This window comes from Acinetobacter sp. R933-2, from assembly GCF_030325485.1.
In the GTDB taxonomy this organism is placed as follows: domain Bacteria; phylum Pseudomonadota; class Gammaproteobacteria; order Pseudomonadales; family Moraxellaceae; genus Acinetobacter; species Acinetobacter sichuanensis.
Map to the genome: position 1 here is coordinate 44,839 of NZ_JACAIJ010000015.1, position 22,799 is coordinate 67,637.

General features: G+C 37.3%; 22 protein-coding genes. 13 read left to right on the plus strand and 9 right to left on the minus strand.

Annotated elements, in window-relative coordinates:
• Positions 1-15 precede the first annotated feature (15 nt).
• Complete coding sequence (gene mobR, locus HX005_RS15855; protein ID WP_286378102.1) at positions 16-1,686, minus strand: phenol degradation transcriptional regulator MobR; 1,671 nt, start codon at positions 1,684-1,686, stop codon at positions 16-18.
• A gap of 143 nt (positions 1,687-1,829) precedes the next feature.
• Here mobR and HX005_RS15860 point away from each other — a divergent pair, with 143 nt between their 5' ends.
• The 4 genes from HX005_RS15860 (at position 1,830) to HX005_RS15875 (ending at position 5,382) form a co-directional block, all read left to right on the plus strand.
• The gene (locus tag HX005_RS15860) at positions 1,830-2,249 is read left to right on the plus strand and encodes a hypothetical protein (protein WP_107008810.1); all 420 of its coding nucleotides are present in this window, start codon (positions 1,830-1,832) and stop codon (positions 2,247-2,249) included.
• 66 nt (positions 2,250-2,315) lie between these two features.
• On the plus strand, positions 2,316-2,780 hold the full coding sequence (locus HX005_RS15865; RefSeq protein ID WP_286378103.1) for a MarR family winged helix-turn-helix transcriptional regulator: 465 nt from the start codon (positions 2,316-2,318) through the stop codon (positions 2,778-2,780).
• A 276-nt stretch (positions 2,781-3,056) separates the two neighbouring features.
• Positions 3,057-4,130 carry a nitrilase-related carbon-nitrogen hydrolase gene (locus tag HX005_RS15870; protein WP_286378104.1) on the plus strand — a complete coding sequence of 358 codons (1,074 nt, stop codon included), beginning with the start codon at positions 3,057-3,059 and terminating at the stop codon, positions 4,128-4,130.
• 229 nt (positions 4,131-4,359) lie between these two features.
• The gene (locus tag HX005_RS15875; RefSeq protein WP_174492785.1) at positions 4,360-5,382 is read left to right on the plus strand and encodes an AraC family transcriptional regulator; all 1,023 of its coding nucleotides are present in this window, start codon (positions 4,360-4,362) and stop codon (positions 5,380-5,382) included.
• An 80-nt stretch (positions 5,383-5,462) separates the two neighbouring features.
• Here HX005_RS15875 and HX005_RS15880 read toward each other — a convergent pair whose 3' ends face one another.
• The 4 genes from HX005_RS15880 to HX005_RS15895 all read right to left on the minus strand — a co-directional run bounded on the left by HX005_RS15880 (position 5,463) and on the right by HX005_RS15895 (position 9,379).
• Positions 5,463-5,990 carry a flavin reductase family protein gene (locus HX005_RS15880; protein WP_107008814.1) on the minus strand — a complete coding sequence of 176 codons (528 nt, stop codon included), beginning with the start codon at positions 5,988-5,990 and terminating at the stop codon, positions 5,463-5,465.
• Positions 5,991-6,002: 12 nt separating this feature from the next.
• Positions 6,003-7,241, minus strand: a complete 1,239-nt coding sequence (locus HX005_RS15885) for a styrene monooxygenase/indole monooxygenase family protein (protein WP_286378105.1) — start codon at positions 7,239-7,241, stop codon at positions 6,003-6,005.
• An 89-nt stretch (positions 7,242-7,330) separates the two neighbouring features.
• Positions 7,331-8,116 carry an SDR family oxidoreductase gene (locus HX005_RS15890; protein WP_107008816.1) on the minus strand — a complete coding sequence of 262 codons (786 nt, stop codon included), beginning with the start codon at positions 8,114-8,116 and terminating at the stop codon, positions 7,331-7,333.
• Positions 8,117-8,128: 12 nt separating this feature from the next.
• Positions 8,129-9,379 (minus strand): dienelactone hydrolase family protein, encoded by a 1,251-nt coding sequence (locus tag HX005_RS15895; RefSeq protein ID WP_107008817.1) that lies wholly within the window; start codon positions 9,377-9,379, stop codon positions 8,129-8,131.
• A gap of 369 nt (positions 9,380-9,748) precedes the next feature.
• Here HX005_RS15895 and HX005_RS15900 point away from each other — a divergent pair, with 369 nt between their 5' ends.
• The 7 genes from HX005_RS15900 to HX005_RS15930 all read left to right on the plus strand — a co-directional run bounded on the left by HX005_RS15900 (position 9,749) and on the right by HX005_RS15930 (position 16,606).
• Positions 9,749-10,033 (plus strand): phenol hydroxylase subunit, encoded by a 285-nt coding sequence (locus HX005_RS15900; RefSeq protein ID WP_107008818.1) that lies wholly within the window; start codon positions 9,749-9,751, stop codon positions 10,031-10,033.
• A gap of 94 nt (positions 10,034-10,127) precedes the next feature.
• Positions 10,128-11,129, plus strand: a complete 1,002-nt coding sequence (locus HX005_RS15905; protein ID WP_286378106.1) for an aromatic/alkene monooxygenase hydroxylase subunit beta — start codon at positions 10,128-10,130, stop codon at positions 11,127-11,129.
• A gap of 11 nt (positions 11,130-11,140) precedes the next feature.
• Complete coding sequence (locus HX005_RS15910) at positions 11,141-11,410, plus strand: MmoB/DmpM family protein (protein WP_107008820.1); 270 nt, start codon at positions 11,141-11,143, stop codon at positions 11,408-11,410.
• 53 nt (positions 11,411-11,463) lie between these two features.
• Entirely contained in the window at positions 11,464-13,011 is a 1,548-nt protein-coding gene (locus HX005_RS15915; RefSeq protein WP_286378107.1) for an aromatic/alkene/methane monooxygenase hydroxylase/oxygenase subunit alpha, read from the plus strand.
• A 216-nt stretch (positions 13,012-13,227) separates the two neighbouring features.
• Entirely contained in the window at positions 13,228-13,590 is a 363-nt protein-coding gene (locus tag HX005_RS15920; RefSeq protein ID WP_286378108.1) for a phenol hydroxylase subunit P4, read from the plus strand.
• 12 nt (positions 13,591-13,602) lie between these two features.
• Complete coding sequence (locus HX005_RS15925; protein WP_286378109.1) at positions 13,603-14,664, plus strand: NADH:ubiquinone reductase (Na(+)-transporting) subunit F; 1,062 nt, start codon at positions 13,603-13,605, stop codon at positions 14,662-14,664.
• Positions 14,665-14,887: 223 nt separating this feature from the next.
• Positions 14,888-16,606 carry an arylsulfatase gene (locus HX005_RS15930; RefSeq protein WP_286378110.1) on the plus strand — a complete coding sequence of 573 codons (1,719 nt, stop codon included), beginning with the start codon at positions 14,888-14,890 and terminating at the stop codon, positions 16,604-16,606.
• 125 nt (positions 16,607-16,731) lie between these two features.
• On the opposite strand, the gene HX005_RS15935 is transcribed toward HX005_RS15930, so the two are convergent.
• Positions 16,732-17,460, minus strand: a complete 729-nt coding sequence (locus HX005_RS15935) for a phosphodiester glycosidase family protein (RefSeq protein WP_286378131.1) — start codon at positions 17,458-17,460, stop codon at positions 16,732-16,734.
• A 220-nt stretch (positions 17,461-17,680) separates the two neighbouring features.
• On the opposite strand from HX005_RS15935, the gene HX005_RS15940 reads away from it, so the two are divergent.
• Positions 17,681-18,220 carry a lecithin retinol acyltransferase family protein gene (locus tag HX005_RS15940; RefSeq protein WP_107008825.1) on the plus strand — a complete coding sequence of 180 codons (540 nt, stop codon included), beginning with the start codon at positions 17,681-17,683 and terminating at the stop codon, positions 18,218-18,220.
• An 8-nt stretch (positions 18,221-18,228) separates the two neighbouring features.
• Here HX005_RS15940 and HX005_RS15945 read toward each other — a convergent pair whose 3' ends face one another.
• The 3 genes from HX005_RS15945 to HX005_RS15955 form a co-directional block, all read right to left on the minus strand.
• Positions 18,229-19,416, minus strand: coding sequence for a helix-turn-helix transcriptional regulator (locus tag HX005_RS15945; RefSeq protein ID WP_286378111.1), 1,188 nt, complete (start codon positions 19,414-19,416; stop codon positions 18,229-18,231).
• A 392-nt stretch (positions 19,417-19,808) separates the two neighbouring features.
• Positions 19,809-20,288 (minus strand): SMI1/KNR4 family protein, encoded by a 480-nt coding sequence (locus tag HX005_RS15950; protein WP_286378112.1) that lies wholly within the window; start codon positions 20,286-20,288, stop codon positions 19,809-19,811.
• 90 nt (positions 20,289-20,378) lie between these two features.
• The gene (locus tag HX005_RS15955) at positions 20,379-22,103 is read right to left on the minus strand and encodes a glutamine--tRNA ligase/YqeY domain fusion protein (protein WP_286378113.1); all 1,725 of its coding nucleotides are present in this window, start codon (positions 22,101-22,103) and stop codon (positions 20,379-20,381) included.
• Between the two features lie 167 nt (positions 22,104-22,270).
• Here HX005_RS15955 and HX005_RS15960 point away from each other — a divergent pair, with 167 nt between their 5' ends.
• A complete protein-coding gene (locus HX005_RS15960; RefSeq protein ID WP_286378114.1) occupies positions 22,271-22,780 on the plus strand; it encodes a peptidylprolyl isomerase in 510 nt (169 codons plus the stop codon).
• Positions 22,781-22,799: the final 19 nt, after the last annotated feature.

Sequence of the window (22,799 nt, forward strand, 5' to 3'; positions counted from 1 at the left end):
TTTTAAAATGCGCTTTTAAGATACCATTTTCTTTAAACGATAATCTAAAGTTGCACGGCTAATGCCTAATACTCGTGCAGCTTCTGAGACATTTTGTTTGCACTTATTCATCGCGGTCATAATAATTTCTTGTTCATATTGATCCAGAGAAAAACCATCTGCCAGCAAGTCATCTAAACGATTTACAACCGTTTTTTGCTTGTGTTCCTGCTCATCAAGCTGTGGAAATAAGCTACTCAGTTTAATGTCTTGTTGATGGTCTGTCAGGAGTGTTGCTCGTTCCAGTAAATTTTCTAATTCTCGAATATTTCCCGGCCAATCATATTTCATCACAAAGCTATAAGCCTTATCAGACAAGCCTTTTAAGGTTTTGCCATATAAATTTTCAAAACGCTTGATAAAATATTCGACCAATAAAGGAATATCTTCACGACGTTCCCGTAGCGCAGGAATACGCACTGGAAAAATATTTAAACGATAATATAAATCTGCTCGGAAACGCCCATCCTTAACAGCTTGTTCTAGATCTTCATTCGTAGCTGCCACAATTCTGACATCTACTTTTCGGGTTTGCTGATCACCAACACGTTCAAATTCACCTTCTTGTAACATTCGTAATAGTGCAGCTTGCGCACGAGGAGAGAGTTCAATCACTTCATCAAGGAAAATCGTACCGCCATGCGCACGCTCAAATTTACCCATTCGAGTTTGTGATGCACCTGTAAATGCTCCTTTTTCTACACCAAATAATTCAGCTTCAATTAAATCTGGTGGAATACAAGCACAGTTCACAGCAACAAAAGGTTCATTTCGACGCTGACTGCCATCATGTACGCCACGTGCAAAAGCTTCTTTACCAACCCCTGTTTCACCTTGCAATAAAATTGCAACTTTACTTCCTGCTGCTTTTTTTAATAAATCACAAACCTTGCGGTAGACTGCTGATTCACCTACTGCTTTAAACATGGTGTAATCAGACTCTGCATCCGTATAAATATTTTTCTTAAGTTTATTCAGCTCAGCCTGTAAAGCAATTAATTCATCTGATACAGGATCGGGTGACATAAAGCGGATGAGTTCCTCTGAATTTTCCCATTCTGCTAATGGCTTACCAATAATTCGACAGCACTCATCTCCTTGAGCAACACAATGCGTTTCTTGATAAATAATCGTTTGCCCCATGACAAAACTTGTATAGCCGCAAGCATAACCTAACAGCATCCAACATGATGGCTCTTCAGCCATGCCAAACTCACTTAAATGTACCTCCGCTTCAAATGAGTTTTTCCAGTTAAAATCGGCATAAAATTGCTTTAAATCATGACTTAAATTCAGTTCATTGACTTCCACATGCACCATGCCTCGTATGCCGTGCATTTGTGGACCTGCCATAAAAGCTTCTATTTCATTTAAATTTGGACGTAATTTAGAGGTAACTTCAGCATCACGCATACCTGACTGATAGCCACAACGAATAAAAAAATGTTTTGTACGCTCCCAACCCAACATTTCATATAAGTCTTTGCGTAAATATCCCATCATACTGGTATGCATCAGCAACATACGGTTTTCATCGAACCAAATTTGCCCATGCTCAGTATCAAAATGGATTTTTTCGAGTAAATCTTGAATTTCTTTACTCTGTTCAAAATATTGTTTATAAGATTTTTCATCTTTTGTTCGCATGGCATCCCATTCCTTGGTCAATGTCCATATATAATGATACTGGTTTTAGTGTATAAAACTGTATGACCTTAGAAGCATATCAGTATACCTTTTGAGTATTTACTCACATATTGATTTAAATTTTCAAAATATAAGGCAGAAAAATGAATTTATTTTTAGATTGTGAGTTTAATGGTTTCGGTGGTGAACTGATTTCCATGGCATTGGTGGACGAACACGGGCTATTTTTCTATGAAGTTTTAGAATGCCCCACACCTGTAGAATGGGTCAAGCAAAATGTTTTGCCTATTACTCAAAAAGCCCCTGTTTCTTATTCAGTTTTTCAGCAGCGCTTACATGATTATTTATTACAATATGAACAGATCAATATCATTGCAGACTGGCCAGAAGACCTTGCTCTTTTTAGCCGTAGTCTTATTTTAGCTGCGGGTCGTTGTATGATCACACCACCATTGACCATGCAATTATGGCTAGAACAACGAACAACTGCGGTTTTATCTGAACAGCCTCATTATGCTTTAGCGGATGCGAAAGCCTTACAACAATCCTATCTAAGTCTATAAAAAGATGATTTAAGATAGCTTTATATTTTTATATGATTATTTTTAAAGAGAAAGCACTTTAGCACTATGGTAAAACAATTTCACCAAGCAACAGATATGTTTAGCCCTGAACAGGGTTATCTCGGTTTTTTACTCAGACAAGCGGCTCATGCCTACCATCTCAAAATGGAAAAAGTCTTATTAGAATATGCCATTACTCCGCCCCAATTTACGATTTTAAAAATTGTTTCTGTTTACCCAAGTTGTTCAAATGCAGACATTGCTCGTTATGCATCGTTAACACCACAAACCGTTAACTTAATGATCAATAAATTGGAAAAAATGGATTTGGTCACCAAAAATGCCCATCCACATAATAAAAAAGTTCAATGTATTGAAATCACAGAAAATGCTTCAAAAGTTTTGTTGGATGCTACCGAAGCCATTGAACAGCTAGAAGACAAACTTGAGCAAGACTTTTCTGAACAAGAAATAGCAACTTTACGTAAATGGCTTGCTTATATTCCAAACATTGAAACACCGTCATCATAGTCAACTCATCATCATTTTAAGGTGATGATCGTTTTACTTTTTTAAATTTGCCTAAAAACTCCTGATCTTTTGAAAAAGACAGGGGTTTTTTAGCTTTTTAAAATATCAAATTTTATTTGCTCTCTCATTTTCATCATTTTTCTGCCAGATGATCATTTTTTAGATTTTCCTCAGATAATATTTGAAATATTATCAGCATACTGATAACTTAAATAGGCAAGCTGATGACAATGCTTTGTCAGTCTTTTCACTTTTATTTTAAAAAGGATATTTATTATGGTTAAACCTTATGGAGTTGTTGGTTTAGTTCCAACCATTTGGGGAATTAAAAGTCGTGCTGACATTATGAAAAATATTTCTCATTTAGAGGAACTGACCGCAGGAGCATTATGGTTAAGTTCCCTAGATTTGCCTGTAAGACTATTAGTACTACCTGAAGGTGCTTTACAAGGATTTAACGATGAAGCACTTGATACACCCATTGCAGATTTTCTTGCAGATGGTGCGATGGAAATTCCGGGTCCTGAAACTGATCGTTTAGGTGAACTCGCAAAACGCCATAATGTTTTTATTATGGCGCAAGCAAAAGTCAAAGATCCAGACTGGTCAGGCATTATGTTTAATGTGGGTTTTATTATTAATCCACAAGGTGAGATTATTCTAAAACATCACAAAATGTCTGCTCTACTGCCTTGTGAACGTTCAGCTTCTCCTCATGACTTATTTGATGCTTGGGTAGAAAAATACGGTTATAACTTACAATCGTTTTGGCCTGTAGTTGATACTGAAATTGGTCGCTTAGGTATTATGATGGCAATGGAAGGTAACTTCCCTGAAAATGGTCGTGGGCTTGCCATGAATGGTGCTGAAGTGGTTTATCGCGCTTCTCTACCGACACCTTTTACCCAAAATGATATTTTCGAAATTTCGAATCGCGCACGTGCTCTTGAAAACAATATGTATGTTGTTGCACCGAATATTGGCGGAATGTATTTAGATGAAAATACTTTAGCACCTATTGATTGTGGCGGCGGATTATCACAAGTTATTGATTATAAAGGTCGAATCATTGGAAAACAAAGTGATACTAATGGCTCAACTTATGTTTCAGGTGTGATTGACATTGAAGCTTTACGTTATCATCGTACGCATTCTCAAGTGTCAAACTGGATGAAAGATATTCGTTCTGAATGTGCTCAATTAATTTATCAAAACAATATTTATCCTAAAAATTTGTACCTTGATGGTGTACAAAGCAACCATGCAACGTATAAAGAGCAAGTGCTTGAGCCACAAATTCAAAAAATGATTGATTTGGGTATTTGGAAAAAAAGTAGTTATGATCTCTAAGTTTTGACTGACAAAACCTACATCATAATGACTCGAAGTGCTATCCATTCAATAGCACTTCTTCATGTGATTATTTTATCTAAATTCACTTGATTTTTCTGACTAATTCAGTCAACTTCTTATTTATTCATGTTTTACCCTATTCATTTGTACAAAAATATCGAGGTTTTGGCAGGAGCTATATCTTTATATTTTAATAAAATAATGTACTTAGCTAAAGGAATCAGCTATGTCTACACCTACTCAGACTGAACATTCAGCATTTGTATCGCCATTTTCGAATACCTTGTTTTCACAACAATCACTTATTTTTAAAAACTCAGATCTTGCTGAAACTCAACACAATGTCGCACATGTACTTAAACCTCATCGTTTAAAAGCCTGTTCGTCTTCATCAACGCTTTCTTCAATGCATCATATTCGTTGTGGTCATTTATCAGTGAGCCGTTTGGAATATGGTCTAGACGTTTATATTGAACCCGACTGTTTAACAGATTTTTATCTCATTCAAATTCCTTGTGAAGGTTATGCTGAAATTGAATTTCAACAACAAAAATTTATTTCCTATTCACAAATTGCTGCGCTTTTATCTCCAGATATGCCTTTAAGAATGAAATGGAAAGCGCGCGCCCCACAAATGATTTTAAAAATCAGTAAAGATCGCTTATTGCTACATTGCCAACAACATTTAGCAAATTTTAATTTAACTCATCCTATTTTTGATCCAAAACTCGACTTTTCACAGGTCAGTGGGCAATATTTTCTACAACTTTTCCAACAACTTTTACAGGCAATTCATACAGATCATCATCCATTGAAGCATCCTTTAGCTTTACAACAATTTGAAGCAAATATTTATAATGCTTTACTCTATGGTCAAACACACAGTTATCAAGCTCAATTATCGCAGACCCAACAACGACAGATTTCACCGCATTTTATTAAAAGCACTCAAGACTATATTCATGCTCATTTACATGAAAATTTAACAATTGAAATCTTGGCACAACACGCAGGTATTAGTGTTCGTAGTTTATTTTTGGGTTTTCAAAAGTATCTCAATATGACACCTATGCAATATCTAAAAGAGTTACGTTTTAAACAAGTTCATGAGGAACTCATTCAAGGAAATCAAGCAATTACTGAAGTTGCACTGAAATGGGGATTTACGCATTTAGGACGTTTCTCCCAAGAATATAAAAAACGTTATGGCTATAGCCCATCAGAAACTAAAGTTAAATTTTTGCGTTAATCATTTGAGTTTTCTATTTTTTATAGATAAAAAAAGGAACTGATTGATCAGCTCCTTTATGGCATTTTAAACATTTATTATCATGAGTTTGGATGCTGTGCGGCTATACGATATTTTCCAGCATGAAAAACCAATGGATCACCATCATTTTGCTGATAATGCTCAATTTCTCCAATAAAAATCAGATGATCTCCACCTTCATATTGGTTGACATTTCGACAAACTAAAGTAGCCAAACTATCTTGTAATATCGGTAAACCCAGATCACACATCTGATGATCAATATTGGCAAATTTATCTTCAGCACCACGCGCAAAATGCCCAGAAACCTCATGCTGATGATGACCTAAGACATGTATCGCAAAATGTGGTGCAGCAACAAAATCGGGTAAACTCGGTGCAGTTTTAGACAAACTCCATAAAATTAAAGGCGGCTCTAAAGATAAAGATGAAAATGAATTTGCGGTCATACCAATTTTACGTCCATCTTGTCCTGTAGTCGTAATGACCGTAACACCCGTCGCAAATTGCCCTAACAAATTACGAATGTGGCGTGGTTCATTGACATTAATTGCAGCTAAACCTAAAGATGATACTGAATGATTCATAGCCATACTCCTTTATGCCACACGATTTAAATCAGTGCCTTGTAAAAACTGCTGACTCGCTTCTGCATCAAACCACCACGGAGAAAACCCTCGTGGATCATCAAAGTTGTTAGCAATTTGTGCAGCAATGTGTTGGTTTTGAGAAGCTGCGACCAAAGCATCTATCATTTGTGGCTCAGGTGGACGTAGCATACTATTGGTCCAGTCCACAACATACTGTGCATAATCCCAATAACGATCAAAGGTTTGCTGCATCCATGCTTCATCAAATGCTTGGTCTGCATGCGCTAAAATCGCATCATAATAAACCTTGCAACATTTGGCTGCATTGTTTGAACCTTGACCAGTAATAGGATCATTGACCACTAAAGCATCTGCCATACCAAAGACTTTTTTACCTGATGCCAAAGTTAAAACAGGATGACGTACTGTCGGAGTAAAACGCCCTGCAATATAACCACCATCATCTGTTAATTCGACATTTTGGCAACGGTCAGCCTCCCACGGTATATATTTTTCTAAAATTTCTAAGCTTTTTGCCAAATGTTGTTCTGGTGTTTTAACCTCTTGCCAACAATCCATTGGACCATTTGGAATCCCTTCAAAGACCATGATTTCACATGGTCCACTGGTTGTGAGTGCAGGAAAACAGAAATATTCACCAATATTAGGAATCAGGTTAAAAGCGACACGTGAATAAGGTGACATTGGACGCATGCCTTTAACATAAGTCAAAGCTAATGCACGTTGTGGTTGTTGAAATGGACTACGTGTATCATCACGACCAAATTGATTGACAATTTCACCCTTACCCGCTGCCAATAAAACAAGCTCATATTGTTCAGCGAGTTGTTCTAATTCAGCTAAACCTACATCTTGAATCACTAACTTTCCGCCACGACGCTCAAACTCACCCATCCATTCTGGCATTTTGACACGCTGATCCACAGATTGAGCATAGCGTTGTAAACGTGCGCTCCAACTAAAAACTTTCTCTTTTTTCTCTGGTTCTACCAACGTGACACTGATCCCTTCTACTGCAGGGCATTGCTCTTCCCACTGATTTAGACCTAAATCACGTTCGGTTTGTAATGCATTATGAAACATACATTGACTCGACATGACTTTGCCATGTTTAACCTGCTCAGCAGTACGGTTGGTATACATACTAACCTCATAGCCTTTATCTAAAAGCCCTAAACCAAGTTGTAAGCCTGCCTGACCTGCACCTACGATTGCTATTTTGCGCATTTGATATTTCCTTATTCAATCCATGAAATTTTTGTTTTGGGTAAAATTAAGCTGTATTTACCTAAAAGCTGTCGTTATCTAAAAAATAATTAATCTGCTAAACGTGGAATTGCGGGTTGATTTTGCTCTGGTCCCATCACGCTATAACCACCATCTACAGCATAATCTGCCCCTGTCACAAAACTCGCAGCTTGAGAACTTAAGAACAGCACCACATTTGCCACTTCTTCAGGGTGACCTAAACGCCCTAAAAGATGATAATCTGCCGCCACACGGTCTGCTTTTGCTCGGTCTTGTCCACTCACTTCCGCAATCACACGTGACCATGTCCAACCTGGTGAAACTGAATTGACTCGGATACCATCGGCTGCAAAATCCATTGCCATACTTTTGGTTAATGCTTGCATTGCAGCTTTAGATACGGGATATAACCAGCGACCTGTTTGTGCACATTGCGCTGAAATAGAGGTAAAATTAACAATTGAACCTTGTGTTGCTTTTAAGTCCGTATACACAGCACGAGTTAACTCTACAGCTGAAACTAAATTAATATCTAAAGCCTTGAGCCAATCTTGACGACTCGACTGAAATCCGTCATCTAAATATGTACATGCTAAATTGACTAAAACATGAACTTGCCCAAACTTTTGCTGAACTTGGGAAATTGCATCCTTAAGTTGCGTATCATGGGTTAAATCTGTTTCAATAAATAAAGCTTGGTCTGTATAAGCATCTGCAATTTTTTGCCCTGCTGGATCTATATCTAAAATCGCAACATTTGCACCTGCTTGTATAAAGGCATCAACCACAGCTTGACCAATCAGCGTTGCACCACCACTCACAATGACTGTTTTTTCTTTAAATTCAATCTTCATTACCAACTCCTATTAAGCGACTGATTTCTTTTCACTTGATGACCAAGATGGCATTAAGGTATTTGAAGGCAAAGATTCGTCTATCAATTTTTGTGCGGTTTCTACACCTGCAACAGGTAGACCTTGTGGATTGAGAACACCTAACTGAACAAGCACACTTGCTTGATCCCAATAAATATGTTCATGACATAGTTTTGGACCACGGAATTTGATTACACCTAACATTGGGATTTGTACTTTTTTACCTGTAGGTGCAATCCCCGGAATCAGCCAATCAATTTCTTCATCATGGGTAAAACTCATAATGAACTCGTCTACAACTTGGGTTGCTCCCACTGTACGAGAAATTGGAATCAGACTCATATCTTTAGGGTTTTGATGAACAAAATGATGCTGATAAAAACGTGACAGTTGCTTATAACCAACACCGCCCGTCATGGTTGGGATATGATTCACATAAGGCTCAGCCACCATGGTTGCCATGGTTGCAGGGACATCTCGTGTATCAAACTCATGGCGAATGTGTTCCTCCCACAGAGCTGCTAAATCATAATCAGGACCGATGGTTTTACGTAATGCAGCAACTGTTCTTTCATGAGCAATTTGTGCGGCAGTTTTATCAAAATGTTCACTTCTTGGACGAGCAAAAGCATGATCTACCTGCGGATAAACATAGACTTCTGTACCTTTGATCTGCGCTAAACCCTGTTGAATGTCTTGGCGAATATTTTCAGGACAGAATTGATCCAGTTCCGCCATATGTAATAACAATTTGCCTTGGATATTTTGACTTTCAGCAAGTGATTTTTCGATCCCAACACCATAATATGCTACAGAACACGCCAGATTTGGAATACGACACGCTGCTAAATATGCCAATTTTCCACCTAAGCAAAAGCCAACCACCGCTTGCTGTGCTTGATCATCACATACATCTAAACTTTTTAAAAAAGCCAAACTTTCTTCAATATCTTGTACACCGAGATCTTCATCAAATTGTTGATACAACTCAAATGCACGTTGAAAATCTTCAGCACCATAACCTAACTCTGTTTCAGGTGCGATTCGCCAATATAAATCTGGTACTAAAACGCTATAACCTTCTTCTGCAAGTAAATCTGCCTTGTCACGCATGGCTTGATTAACGCCAAAAATTTCTTGGCACAGCACAACACCCGGACCTTTACCATCTACAGAAGTTGCTAAGTAAGCTTTGTATTGGTTCCCTGTTGCAGTTGTCACTTGAATATATTTTCCTGACATTTCCTTCATCCTTGCTTGTTGTTTTCCACATCATGCAAAGATTCCAAACAATCAGATAGGACAAGAACTGCAATCACTATCCAAAAATTGCAGCTTTTATTTTTTTGAAAATTTATCTTATTTTTAAGCGATTGCGATATTTATTCAAACCATTTTCAGAATTTCATCAAATCATTAAAATTCAGCAAAATTCATTTCATTAAATCATGAATTCATCTTGATCAAAATACTCAAGTTTATTCAATATAATTTTAAACCATTGAAATATATATAAATATAAAAGTTGGCACAGTTCTTGAAATGTATAGAGTAAATGCACACTTGCACCACTGAAATGATTTCAGTGTAAAAGACAAAAGGATGATCGTTATGAATCAGACCACTCAGGATCAACTCACCAAATACATTCGTGTTACAGGTGACCGCAATGCCAAATTTGTTGAATTTGATTTTGCTATTCAAGACCCGACGCTTTTTGTCGAATTGGTTTTACCGCAACAAGCATTTCAACATTTTTGTGAAATTAACCAAGTGGTTGAAATGACCGAAGCACAAAAAGCATGGAATGACGCCCAAGAAGACAAATGGCGTTATGGCGAAGAACCCGATGTGTTAAATCCGATTGCGCAACACGCACTGAAGCAAGACCAATAAGCCATTTTCGACTTCGAAAATTCAGTTTCAAAACCATTTAAGCCGTAATGATGCAGATCAAGAAGATCTGAGTTTTATCTATAAGGAGATCACGATGACTTTAGAAATTAAAACGTCCAATGTCGCGCCAATTCGCCAAACTTATGCGTATATCGAACGCCGTTTTGGTACTAAGCCTGCGACACGTTATCAAGAAGTCAGCTTTGATATTCAAGGTGCAGCCAACTTCCATTATCGTCCTTTATGGAATCCGTCAAAAACCTTAAATGACCCAAGCTATACTGCGCTACACATGCAAGACTGGTATGTATTTAAAGACCCACGCCAATTTTATTATGGGGCTTATGTACAACACCGTGCGCGTTTACAGGATGTGGCTGAAAGCAATTATGCATTCTTTGAAAAGCGTCATTTGGTGGAAAATATCAGTGATGAAATCAAACAAAAAATCATCACTTGCCTACTGCCTTTCCGCTACGTTGAACAAACGGCAAATCTGCACATGATGTCAGGCAGTGCCTATGGTTATGGCACAGTCATTACCCAAGCCTGTATGTTTGCAGCCATGGATCGCCTTGGTATGGCACAGTACATTTCCCGTATTGGTCTATTGCTGGATGGCAATACAGGTGAGTCTTTGCAACAAGCAAAAAATGCTTGGATGAATGATGCCGCTTGGCAACCCCTGCGCAAACTGTGTGAACTCAGCCTGACTGAACAAGACTGGTTCAAACTGTTTGTGCTGCAAAATTTACTGATTGATAGCTTAATGCAAAGTCTAGTTTACGGAACATTTGACCAACTCTTGGTTGAAAATGGCGCACGTGATGTGGCAATGCTGACTGAGTTTATGCAGGACTGTTTAACCGATTTACGCAAATGGTCAGACCCTGTATTCAAACTGGCAATTGCTGAATCAGAAGAAAACAAAGCCCTGATTCAAAACTGGGTTGCTGAACTGTTACCACAAGTCCAAGAAGCTTTCGGTGCATGGGCAACTTTAGCCTTGAATGATGCTGAAATCGAACAAGGACTGGCTGTGATTGCTGAACGCAGTAAAAAAGCGGGTTTAGCTGACATTTTCAATCTTGCATAAGGAATTGCACCATGACATCAAAAGTTTATTTAGCACTACAAGACAACGACACTTCACGCTACATCATTGAAGCGATTGAACAAGACAACCCTGAAGCGACCATTCAGTACCTCCCTGCCATGATCCGTGTGGAAAGTGTTGGTGAATTGGTGATTCGTGCTGAAACGGTTTCTGAAAAACTTGGACAGGACTGGGACATTCAGGAATTACAACTCAACATGATCACATTGGGTGGCAACGTCGATGAAGATGATGACACCTTTACACTGAAATGGAATTAAGAATTTAGGCAGCCATACGCCACTGAATTTCGATATTGAACAGGATGATCAACATGAATACTGATGTTAAAAATACTAAAACTGCTGCAAAAACAGCAACAAAAAAACTCAATGCCAAAGACCGCTATCGCATGCTGACCCGTGATCTGGACTGGGATTTTTCCTATGCAGACCGCAAAGATGCCTTTCCTTATGAAGAATTTGAAGGCATTAAGATCACCGATTGGTCAAAGTGGGAAGATCCGTTCCGCTTAACCATGGATTCTTACTGGAAATACCAAGCGGAAAAAGAGAAAAAACTCTATGCCATTTTTGATGCTTTTGCACAAAATAATGGGCAATTAAACGTTTCCAATGAGCGTTATTTAAATGCGATTAAACTTTTTTTAACCGCAGTCACACCGCTCGAATATCAAGCTTATCAAGGCTATGCACATGTAGGTCGTCAGTTTAGCGGTATCGGTGCACGTATTGCATCACAAATGCAATCGATTGATGAATTGCGCCATGTGCAAACCCAAATCCATGCCATGAGCCATTACAACAAGTTCTTTGATGGCTTCCAAGATTGGGCGCATATGCATGACCGTGTTTGGTATTTGTCTGTACCAAAATCATTCTTTGAAGATGCACGTTCAGCAGGACCATTTGAGTTTTTATTGGCAATCAGCTTTGCCTTTGAATATGTCCTGACTAACTTATTGTTCGTTCCCTTCATGTCGGGAGCAGCTTACAACGGCGATATGGCAACCGTGACTTTCGGTTTCTCTGCGCAGTCAGACGAAGCGCGTCACATGACGCTTGGTTTGGAAATCGTCAAATTCTTACTTGAACAACATGAAGATAACGTACCAATCGTGCAGGAATGGATTGATAAATGGTTCTGGCGTGGTACGCGTTTACTTTCAATTGTTGGCATGATGATGGACTACATGTTGCCAAACAAAGTGATGTCATGGAAAGAAGCTTGGGAAACTTATTTTGAAGAAGCAGGCGGCGCATTGTTCAAAGACTTGAGTCGTTACGGTATCCGCATGCCGAAATACTCAGAAGTGATTGAAAAAGAGAAAGAACACGTTTCACATCAAGCATGGTGGATTTTCTATAACTTCGGTCATGCAGCAGGTTTCCATACGTGGATTCCAACCGATGAAGAAATGGATTGGCTTTCTGAAAAATACCCTGACACATTCGACAAATACTACCGTCCAAAGTGGGAATTGGCACGCAAAATGGAAGCCGAAGGCAAGCGTTTCTATAGCGATGGCTTACCACAACTGTGTCAGATCTGTCAGGTTCCAATGACCTTTACTGAAATGGATGGCGATCAAACTCAATTTAGCTACCGTGATTCTATTTATAAAGGTGAGCGTTATCACACCTGTTCAGATGGCTGTCATGACATTTTTGAACGTGAACCTGAGAAATATATTCAGGCATGGTTACCTGTCAACCAAATTTTACAAGGCAACTGTGGTGGTCCTGACTTAGAAAGTATTTTACGTGACTACTACAACTTTAATGTCGGCGCAGACAACTTGGATATCGAAGGCTCACCTGACCAAGAACGCTGGAAAAAATGGAAAGGTCAAACCGCTTAAATCATTAAGGAATAGAAGCCATTTCATGAATAAAATTTTTGGAATGGCTTCACAAGAGTTCTTTCAAAAATCACTTTATGTACAAAATGAAATTCACAATGAAAATCTCCTCGCCTTATTAAGGAGAGGGACACGGTGAAGAACTTTTCAAGATGAATTCAGACAAATTATTTGATTTATGAAAGAGATCTATACAAGGACATTAGGAGTATTCTCATGCCAGTACAAGCCATTCAAGCCAACTACGAATTTGAAGCACGCGATCAGCAAAAAAATTACGGCGATAATATTTTAATTTATGTAGGTTGGGATCATCACACCCTGTTTTGTGCCGCACATGCCCTGCTTGTGTCGCCAAAACAAACTTTACAAGACCTGATTGATCAGCAAATTACAGGCGGTTTTCATCAACATCCTGAGTTTGAGCAAATTGATTGGGCAAATGTGCAATTCACCTTAAACCGTCAACACATTGCCAATGATTTTTCTAAAACATTGGAAGAATTGGGCTTTGACCATAAATCACTTCTACGCTTCGTGACGCCAAATCTTAATGGCTATAACGGCAGTCATGTTTAAAGGAGCACGTGTATGACTTATCAAGTGACCATTGAACCGATTGGCATGACCATTGAGGTAGAGGAAGATCAAACCATTTTAGATGCAGCTTTACGTCAAGGTGTCTGGCTGCCTTTTGCTTGCGGTCATGGCACCTGCGGAACCTGTAAAGTTCAAGTCACTGACGGTTTTTATGATGTCGGTGAAGCCTCTCCTTTTGCGTTGATGGACATTGAGCGTGAGGAAAATAAGGTTTTGGCATGCTGCTGCAAACCTGAATCTGACATGGTGATTGAGGCAGATGTCGATGAAGATGACGATTTCTTAGGCTATTTGGTGGAAGACTACCAAGCCAAAGTCATCGAAATCAAAGACCTTTCACCAACCATTAAAGGCATTCGTTTGGAAATTGACCGTGCTATGCAATTTCAGGCAGGTCAATATGTCAATATTCAATTGCCTGATATTGAAGGCACGCGCGCTTTTTCGATTGCCAATTCACCCAATGAAGAAGGCATCATCGAGCTGCATATCCGTAAAGTTGCAGGTGGTGCAGCAACCACTTATGTGCATGACAATCTGCAAGAAGGCGATGAAATTGATCTTTCTGGTCCTTATGGTCAATTCTTTGTGCGTAAATCAGATGATCGTGGTGTGATTTTCATTGCAGGTGGTTCAGGTCTTTCGAGTCCTCAATCGATGATTTTGGACTTACTCGAATCTGGTGATGAACGCATTATTTACCTGTTCCAAGGTGCGCGTGATGTTGCAGAGCTATATAACCGTGAAATTTTTGAAAATTTAATGAAAGAATATTCAAATTTCCGTTATATCCCTGCTTTAAATGCACCTAAAGATGAAGATCAATGGACAGGTTTTACAGGTTTTGTGCATGAAGCCGTTGCTGATTATTTTGAAAATAAATGCAGTGGGCACAAAGCGTATTTATGTGGTCCACCACCCATGATTGATGCTGCTATTTCGACCCTGATGCAAAGCCGTTTATTTGAAAAAGACATTCATACTGAGCGTTTTTTAAGTGCGGCTGATGGTGCCAATGAGCAATCACGTTCAGCATTGTTTAAGCATATTTAAGCCCATACTGAATATCCACTTTCGAATGATCTATTGCATGTCCACTCTAGATCATTCGATCTAAATTCTATTAGCCGAAGCATTAGGATGAAATTGATCTAAACAAAATACTTACCGATAGCATAAAACGCAAAATGGTCAAAGTTTGATGTAAAAATCGGACAGCTTTTGCCATGCACATCATCATTTCACCTACATAAATAACCACTATCAAGGATTCGTTATGGTTACTAAAAAATTAGCACTTGCCGCTGTATTTGTTCCAACTTTACTCAGCAGTCTTTCAGTTTATGCAACGCCCGCAAAGCAGCCCAATGTTTTGGTCATTGTTGCAGATGATTTAGGCTTTTCGGACATACAACCTTTTGGTGGAGAAATTTCAACACCTAACTTGAAAAAATTAGCTTCAGAAGGCGCTGTACTGAGTAATTTTCATGCAGGTCCAACTTGTTCCGTGACACGCTCTATGTTACTGACAGGAAATGATAGCCATCAAGCTGGGTTAGGCAGTATGGCTGAGTTTTTACAACCAGAACAAAAAGATAAATCTGGTTATGAAGGTCGCTTAAATCATCGAGTGATGACTTTAGCTGAAATTTTAAAACCAGAAGGCTATGCTTCATTTGTAACAGGTAAATGGCACTTAGGCGCAACAGAAGATAGCCATGCCAAAGCACGAGGATTTGATCGTTCATTTACCTTAATGCCAGGCGGTGCAGCGCATATGGATGCTAGCCAAATGTTCCCTGGTAATTATAAAGCACGCTACTTTGAAGATGGTAAAGAAACAACCTTACCCACAAAATTTTATTCAAGCGATTTTTTCACCACAAAAATGATCTCATACCTCACCCATGACCGTAAAAAGGATCAACCATTCTTTGGTTATCTTGCATTTACAGCACCACATTGGCCTTTACAAGCACCAGATGAATATCTAAAAAAATATGAAGGTCATTATCAAGAAGGTTATGAAAAAATTCGTGAAACACGCTTAAAACGAATGATTGAATTGGGTATTGTTCCAAAAGGTACAAAAATTAATAATCCATTAATGGATGTCTTCCCAACATGGGATAAACTCACCCTAGCGCAAAAACAAGATCAAAGCAAAACCATGCAGATCTATGCCGCGATGATTGACAATATGGATCATAATATTGGTCGTATGATTGATTATTTAAAAAGTACAGGTGAATTAGATAATACGCTGATTTTATTTATGTCTGACAATGGTGCTGAATCATCAACACCAGAATCATTAGGCACAACCGAAGACAAAAATGGCATCCGTGAATGGGTAGATACCACATTTAATAATACCTTTGAAAATATGGGTAAAAAAGGCTCTTATGTCACATTAGGACCACAATGGGCACAAGTTGCATCTACGCCCTTGCCTTATTTTAAAAGTATGTTATCCAACGGCGGTATTCATGTTCCTGCCATTATGCGATATCCAAGTCAAATCAAAGCAGGTCAAATACAGACTGAAACGATTCACGTGATGGATTTTGTACCCACTGTACTTGAACTCACACAAGCAAAACGACCGACTCATTTCAATGGGCAAGCTTTGCTGAATATGGAGGGGCGTTCTTTTTTACCTGTGTTTAAAGGAAAGGCTCTACCAGAGCGCGCTTTAGGTTGGGAATTTAATACACGCCGTGCCTTATATAAAGGTGATTGGGCTGTGCAACGACAAGCTGCACCTTATGGAACAGGCGAATGGGAATTATACAATCGTAAATTAGATCCGAGTTATTTACATAATCTGGCAGCACAACATCCAGATAAAATACAAGAGCTTTCCCAAGAATGGCAAAAATATGCACAACGTGTTGGAGTCGTTGAAGCCCCTGTGCGTTATAAATATGGGCAAATGAATTGTTTTTATGATCAATGTATTCAGCCTGAATTTTTAAAAACCCTGTCTGAATAAAACTCATCTGTTGGTCTGATATTTAAATCTAAAGTTCATCTTAAGCAAACTTAGGATGAACCTTTAGCATCACCCAACATAAAAATCCTCTTGAAAAATAAGTCTTTGGCTTCAATTTTATAAGATTATGGGCAACTATTTTTCTCTACAAATCCAACAATAGGTCCCAAATTAAAACGATGATCACTTCTATGGGCTTGTGGAATATAAGCACTTGAAATTGAGCCATCTAAATATAATGCCTGATCAATTTTTAAATTATCTTTAAAAATTTTTGCAAAATCATAAAAACTGATTTTTCCTCGACTAATCACAAAATACAATTCATTGTTTTTAACGCCGACCCCATTGCGTATTTTTAATGAGTCTGATTGCGGTAAAAATGAAGCATTTATTTTCCCATCTATAACCAACATTGGACCCGATTGAGTGGCATAATTGGCTTTAAACCCAGAGCTTGCATAGTGCTGTGTCGTTTGAATCATTGCGTGTTGATCATTCCATGCCAACACACCATTGGGTTGCATAAAAAAGTTACCAAACCCTTTATTTTGTGTATTTAAACTCGAAATTTGTCGTGAATTTTCAATATATAAACCCACTGCTGAATAATCCGCATGATACATTCCTGCATTCATTGCAAAGCTTAAAACTTGACACTGAGATAAATTTTTTGCGATTGCTTTAATTTTATTATATGGCTGCTGCTTTGCATCATTTAAAAACAATTTAAGCTGATTTAACTGGCGAATATGTACAACATCAGCAATTGTGTCATGATTTTTTTCGATTTTTATATATTCAGTTGTTGCGTGAACGCCAGATGTTGATAATGAAAAAATACTGAAGATCATCAATGAAATACGCTCAAACGGATTTAAAACTTTCACTTGCAATGCTCTTTTAATGTGCTAAACCGAATATTAAAAGTAAATGAGTATCAATTCATTATTTAGTTGTAAATCTTTACTTAATTCTTGCTTTCAATGCTGCACATTTAGTTGGGCTTCGCTATAATGTGACTATTCTTTCAATAAAATACGTTTGTACACTTTTATTGGAACAAAGTGGAATATGCAAAAAAAACGTTTAGTTCGATACCCGCTTGGTACACATCTTATAGTAAAAAACTTTGGTTATAGTCATCATGGCATTTACGCTGGTAAAGGTCGTGTCATTCATTACTCTGGTTTTGCACATTTTTTTAAAAAGCGCCCCATCGAGATCACAACACTCGATAAATTTGCACGCAATAGAAAAATCATCATTCGTTTATATGAACAACCTAAGTTTAAAGGACGCCATATTGTTCGTCGTATGCGCAGCCGTATGCACGAAAATAATTACCATCTCATCGTGAATAATTGTGAACACCTTTGTACATGGGCAATTACAGGTATTGAGAGCAGTCCACAAGTGGTTAAAATGATGCACCGCCTGACCACAATCGGTTATGTGAGTTCAATGATGACCTATATGAATGGCTTATTTCTCACCATTGCAACGACCTGTTTTGCACTCGTCATTTATATTAAAATGAAATTGAAAGAACGTGCAAAAATGGATTTAGTCACTTATTTAGCATTAAGAGATCAACAAACTAAAAATAAATAACAACCGAACTATTCTAATATACTAATGCTCATTAATAATTGCATTAATTCTACCTGAGAATTACATTCTGTTTTTAAAAATATATTTTTCATATATGTTCGCATTGAACTAATTGTAATATTCATTCTTTGAGCAATCTTTTCTAAATTTTGCCGATTTACAAATAATTCACAAACCTCTATTTCACGTTTTGATAATTTATATATTTTCTTTAAAATATCATGTGATAAATAATACCTTTCTATATTTAACTGTACATTCTGTAAAGTTTCTCGTACATCTCGTTCAAAAGTTAACATGACCAAAGGTCGAATTCCAAAAAATGACATTTCTTTTTCTGATACAAGTAAACTAATTGTAAAGGAAAAATAATCATGATTTTTATCAACAACTGAGAATTTAAGCTGGTTAAACTGTTCTAACTGCTCTTGTTGATAACGAAAAGCATGTTCAATCTCATAGAGTGTTTTATTTAAAATATTTTGATAGGTTTTAGGCAAACAGAGTTGTGTATTTTTAATTTGGATTGCTTCATTAAGTTTTAAATACTGTCTCATTTTAGGATTATAATGAACAACCTGCCCAGATAAACTAAGCAATATAATCGGCAATGTTAAACGGTCTATTAAATTATAACCAACAATATTATCAAGAGATAATTCATATAAATGGCGCTGCGCACTGACAATACGCCTTAAATGCGGCAACAAACTATTTAGAAAATCAATCTCTTGAGCATCAAGGAAGCCACGTTTTTCAGATGTCGATATACTCCAAAATATACAAATTTTTTCATCCCAAATCAGTTCATGAGTCGCGACATATCTCAAGCCGATTGGTAATAATATTTTTTGATATAAATCAGAATTTTTAACAAATTCTTCCGATAGGTGAGTATGACACTGATACCAACCTACTCGCTGAGGATCTAAAAACTGTTCCCATCGTGGATCAGCATTAATTGGATAACGTAAATAATATAATTCAGCTTCTGCATAATGTTTATAATCTAATATACCTACACCATTACTATAAGAGACTACATTAAAACTAAAATCTATAGCTTGAATATGCATATATGATGCATCAAAAATTGTTAATATTTTTTCAGAAAAGTTAATCCACCCATCTTTACACAATGGAATTTGATAAATTAAATCACATACTTCTTCATAGTATTTATCAAGTATTTTCATTGCTTTTATATTTCACAATATTACACATTTGTATGATATTGTATTCAATATGTTATTACAACTGACTTTATCTTAAAATTTTTATTTACAAAAAATATAATCATTATGATCTATTAAAATAACGTTAATCACATCACTTTTTAAAATAAAAAATTTACCAAATTTTTAAAAAATTATTTTTACATTTTTTTTAAATAAAAATAAAAAATACATATCTTTTTGATTTTAAACATTATAAAAATATTTTTATTAAAAAATTTACCACCTGTTAAAATATTTAATAATTAATTTAATTTAAATTTATACCATTAGAAAAATTCATAAGACATGACTAAAGTCTTATCCGCTATCGTTTAAAAAACTTATTTTCATATTATTTTTTGTTACTAAAATCATTTATTTTTAATTATTATTTTGCACTGTTCTATTTGTTGAAAAATCAAAGTCAGTAATTCATAAAAACTCATCTTCATTGCATAATATTGACCAATTTCACGCTCTGTTAAACGATCACAACCATATAAACATGTTCGATCCCAGTACCAGATTTGCTGGGTATGCCGATGCAATAAATAAAAATTACCACCTGCATCGCCACCAATAATCCAAAATACATCTGGGAGATCATCTCCTATTTCTCTTTGCATCACCAAAAGATCAAAATTTACATTTTTGGTATCAATTTGAAATAATGCTTCCAAAGAAATTTCATCATCAATTTCAGTCAAATAAGAGCTAAACTCATCTGAATCTGTAAAGATGATTCCATTTGTTTTTTTATAAAAATCAATATACTGATTTGGAAGACCGCTCAACTCATCAGAAATTTTGGTTAATATTGCTGATGTCGAGTTTTGTAAAATCACAGCCATATTTTATCTCAATATTTTCGAGCCACAGACCAATAAAAAAACCCAGCCGAAACTGAGTTTTTTAAAGCTTTAGATTTTAAACCAAATTTATTATTTGTTTGGTTTAAAACTGTCTTTCAAGTCCAAAATACGGTTAAACACAGGTTTGTCAATCGTATGGTCATATTGATCTGCAACAAAATAACCTTCACGTTCAAACTGGAAACGATCTTCAGGCTGTGCTTGCGCCAAAGCAGGCTCAATCACCGCTTGAAGCACTGTTAAAGACTCAGGATTTAAGTGTTTTAAGAAATCATCATCTGCATCAGGTGCTGCTTCATTAAATAAACGGTCATAAACACGAACTTCCGCAGGAATCCCTTTGCTCGCTGAAACCCAATGCACCACACCTTTCACTTTACGCCCTTCAGGATTTTTACCTAAAGTTTCAGGGTCAATTGAACATTTCAGCTCAATCACTTCACCATTGGCATCTTTAATCACTTCATCGCACTTGATCACATAAGCATGACGTAGACGTACTTCACCTTCAGGAGTTAAACGTTTAAAGCCTTTTGGCGGTACTTCTTCAAAGTCTTTACGGTCAATATAAATTTCAGACGTTAAAGGAATGATACGGTCGCCCATATCCACGTTTGGATGACGTGCATGACTTAAATCCATATCTTCAGGAAGATTGGTTAAAGTCACTTTTAATGGGTTCAAGACCGCCATACCACGCGATGCAGTATTTTCAAGTGATTGACGAATACAGAATTCGAGCATTGCCACATCAACAATACTGCCATCAACTTTGGTTACACCAACACGCTTACAGAAATCACGTAAACCTTCAGGAGTAAAACCACGACGGCGCATACCAACAACTGTAGGCATACGTGGGTCATCCCAACCGTTGACATGATTGCCTTCCACCAATTTACGCAATTTACGTTTAGAGGTGATGGTATAGTCAATATTTAGACGGCTTGATTCATACTGATGTGGCACAGAGGGTGACTTAACTTTCGCAACAACCCAATCATAGAATGGACGATGATCAACGAACTCTAAAGTACACAATGAATGGGTAATGCCTTCAATCGCATCTGACAATGGATGCGCATAGTCATACATTGGATAGATTTTCCAAGTATTCCCCGTTTGGTGATGCTCAGAATGCAAAATACGATACATGATTGGATCACGCATATGCACGTTTGGTGATGCCATATCAATTTTGGCACGCAATACAGCTTGACCTTCGCCAAACTCACCATTGTTCATTTTTTCAAAACGTGCCAGATTTTCTGCGACAGAAGTATCACGATAAGGTGAATTTTTACCGACTTCGATAAAATTACCACGATTTAAACGAATTTCTTCAGGAGTTTGCAGATCAACATAAGCATCACCTTGTTCAATCAATTGAATTGCCCAAGTGTGTAACTGGTCAAAATAGCTTGATGCATAACGCGGTGCACCTTCCCATTCAAAACCTAACCATTTTACGTCATTGGCAATACCATCGACATATTCTTGTTCTTCAGCATCGGGGTTGGTATCGTCAAAACGCAGATTACATACACCATTGAACTCTTCTGCAATACCAAAATTAAGGCAAATTGCTTTTACATGACCAATATGCAAGTAACCATTTGGTTCAGGTGGGAAACGAGTAACAACGGTTTGAGTACGTCCTGCTGCTAAATCATCCGTAATGACTTGACGCACAAAGTCCAAGCCCGTCTGTTGTTCTTGCTGCTGAGCATCGACAGGTGCAGAATTGGTTGTCGGGTTCTTTGGCAGTTCTGAAACAACATCATTTGGCTTCATAGTTGATAAATCACTTCTATAAGTTAAAATAGGATAATAAAAATGCATTTCTGCGAATGGATACAAAAGAAATTCGCATTTTTGCTTGCCTTGTAGTTTACAGTTTGCTTATGCTTCTCTCAACCAAAAACCCATGGCTTTTTTAGTCATGATCAGGAGATTATAGAATGAGTTTTCCTCAAGTCGAATTAAACACCAATAAAGGACGTATTGTTCTTGAACTAAATTCTGAAAAAGCGCCTAAAACTGTCGCTAACTTTTTGGAATATGTTCGTGATGGTTTCTATGACGGCGTAATTTTCCACCGTGTCATTGATGGTTTCATGGTTCAAGGTGGTGGCATGGATGAAAACTTCAAAGAAAAAGCGACTCGCGATTCTATTGAAAATGAAGCTGACAACGGTCTAAGCAATGACATCGGTACTGTTGCAATGGCACGTACTCAAGCGCCTCACTCTGCTTCTGCACAATTCTTCATTAACGTTGCAAATAACTCATTCCTAAACCACTCAGGCAAAAATGCGCAAGGTTGGGGTTATGCGGTATTTGGTAAAGTCACTGAAGGTTTAGACGTTGTGAATGCAATTAAAGGCGTGCGTACTGGTAACCGTGGTTATCATGCTGATGTTCCTTTAGAAAATGTTGTAATCGAATCTGCTAAAATCATTTCTGAATAATTTTTAAATCCTCCCCACC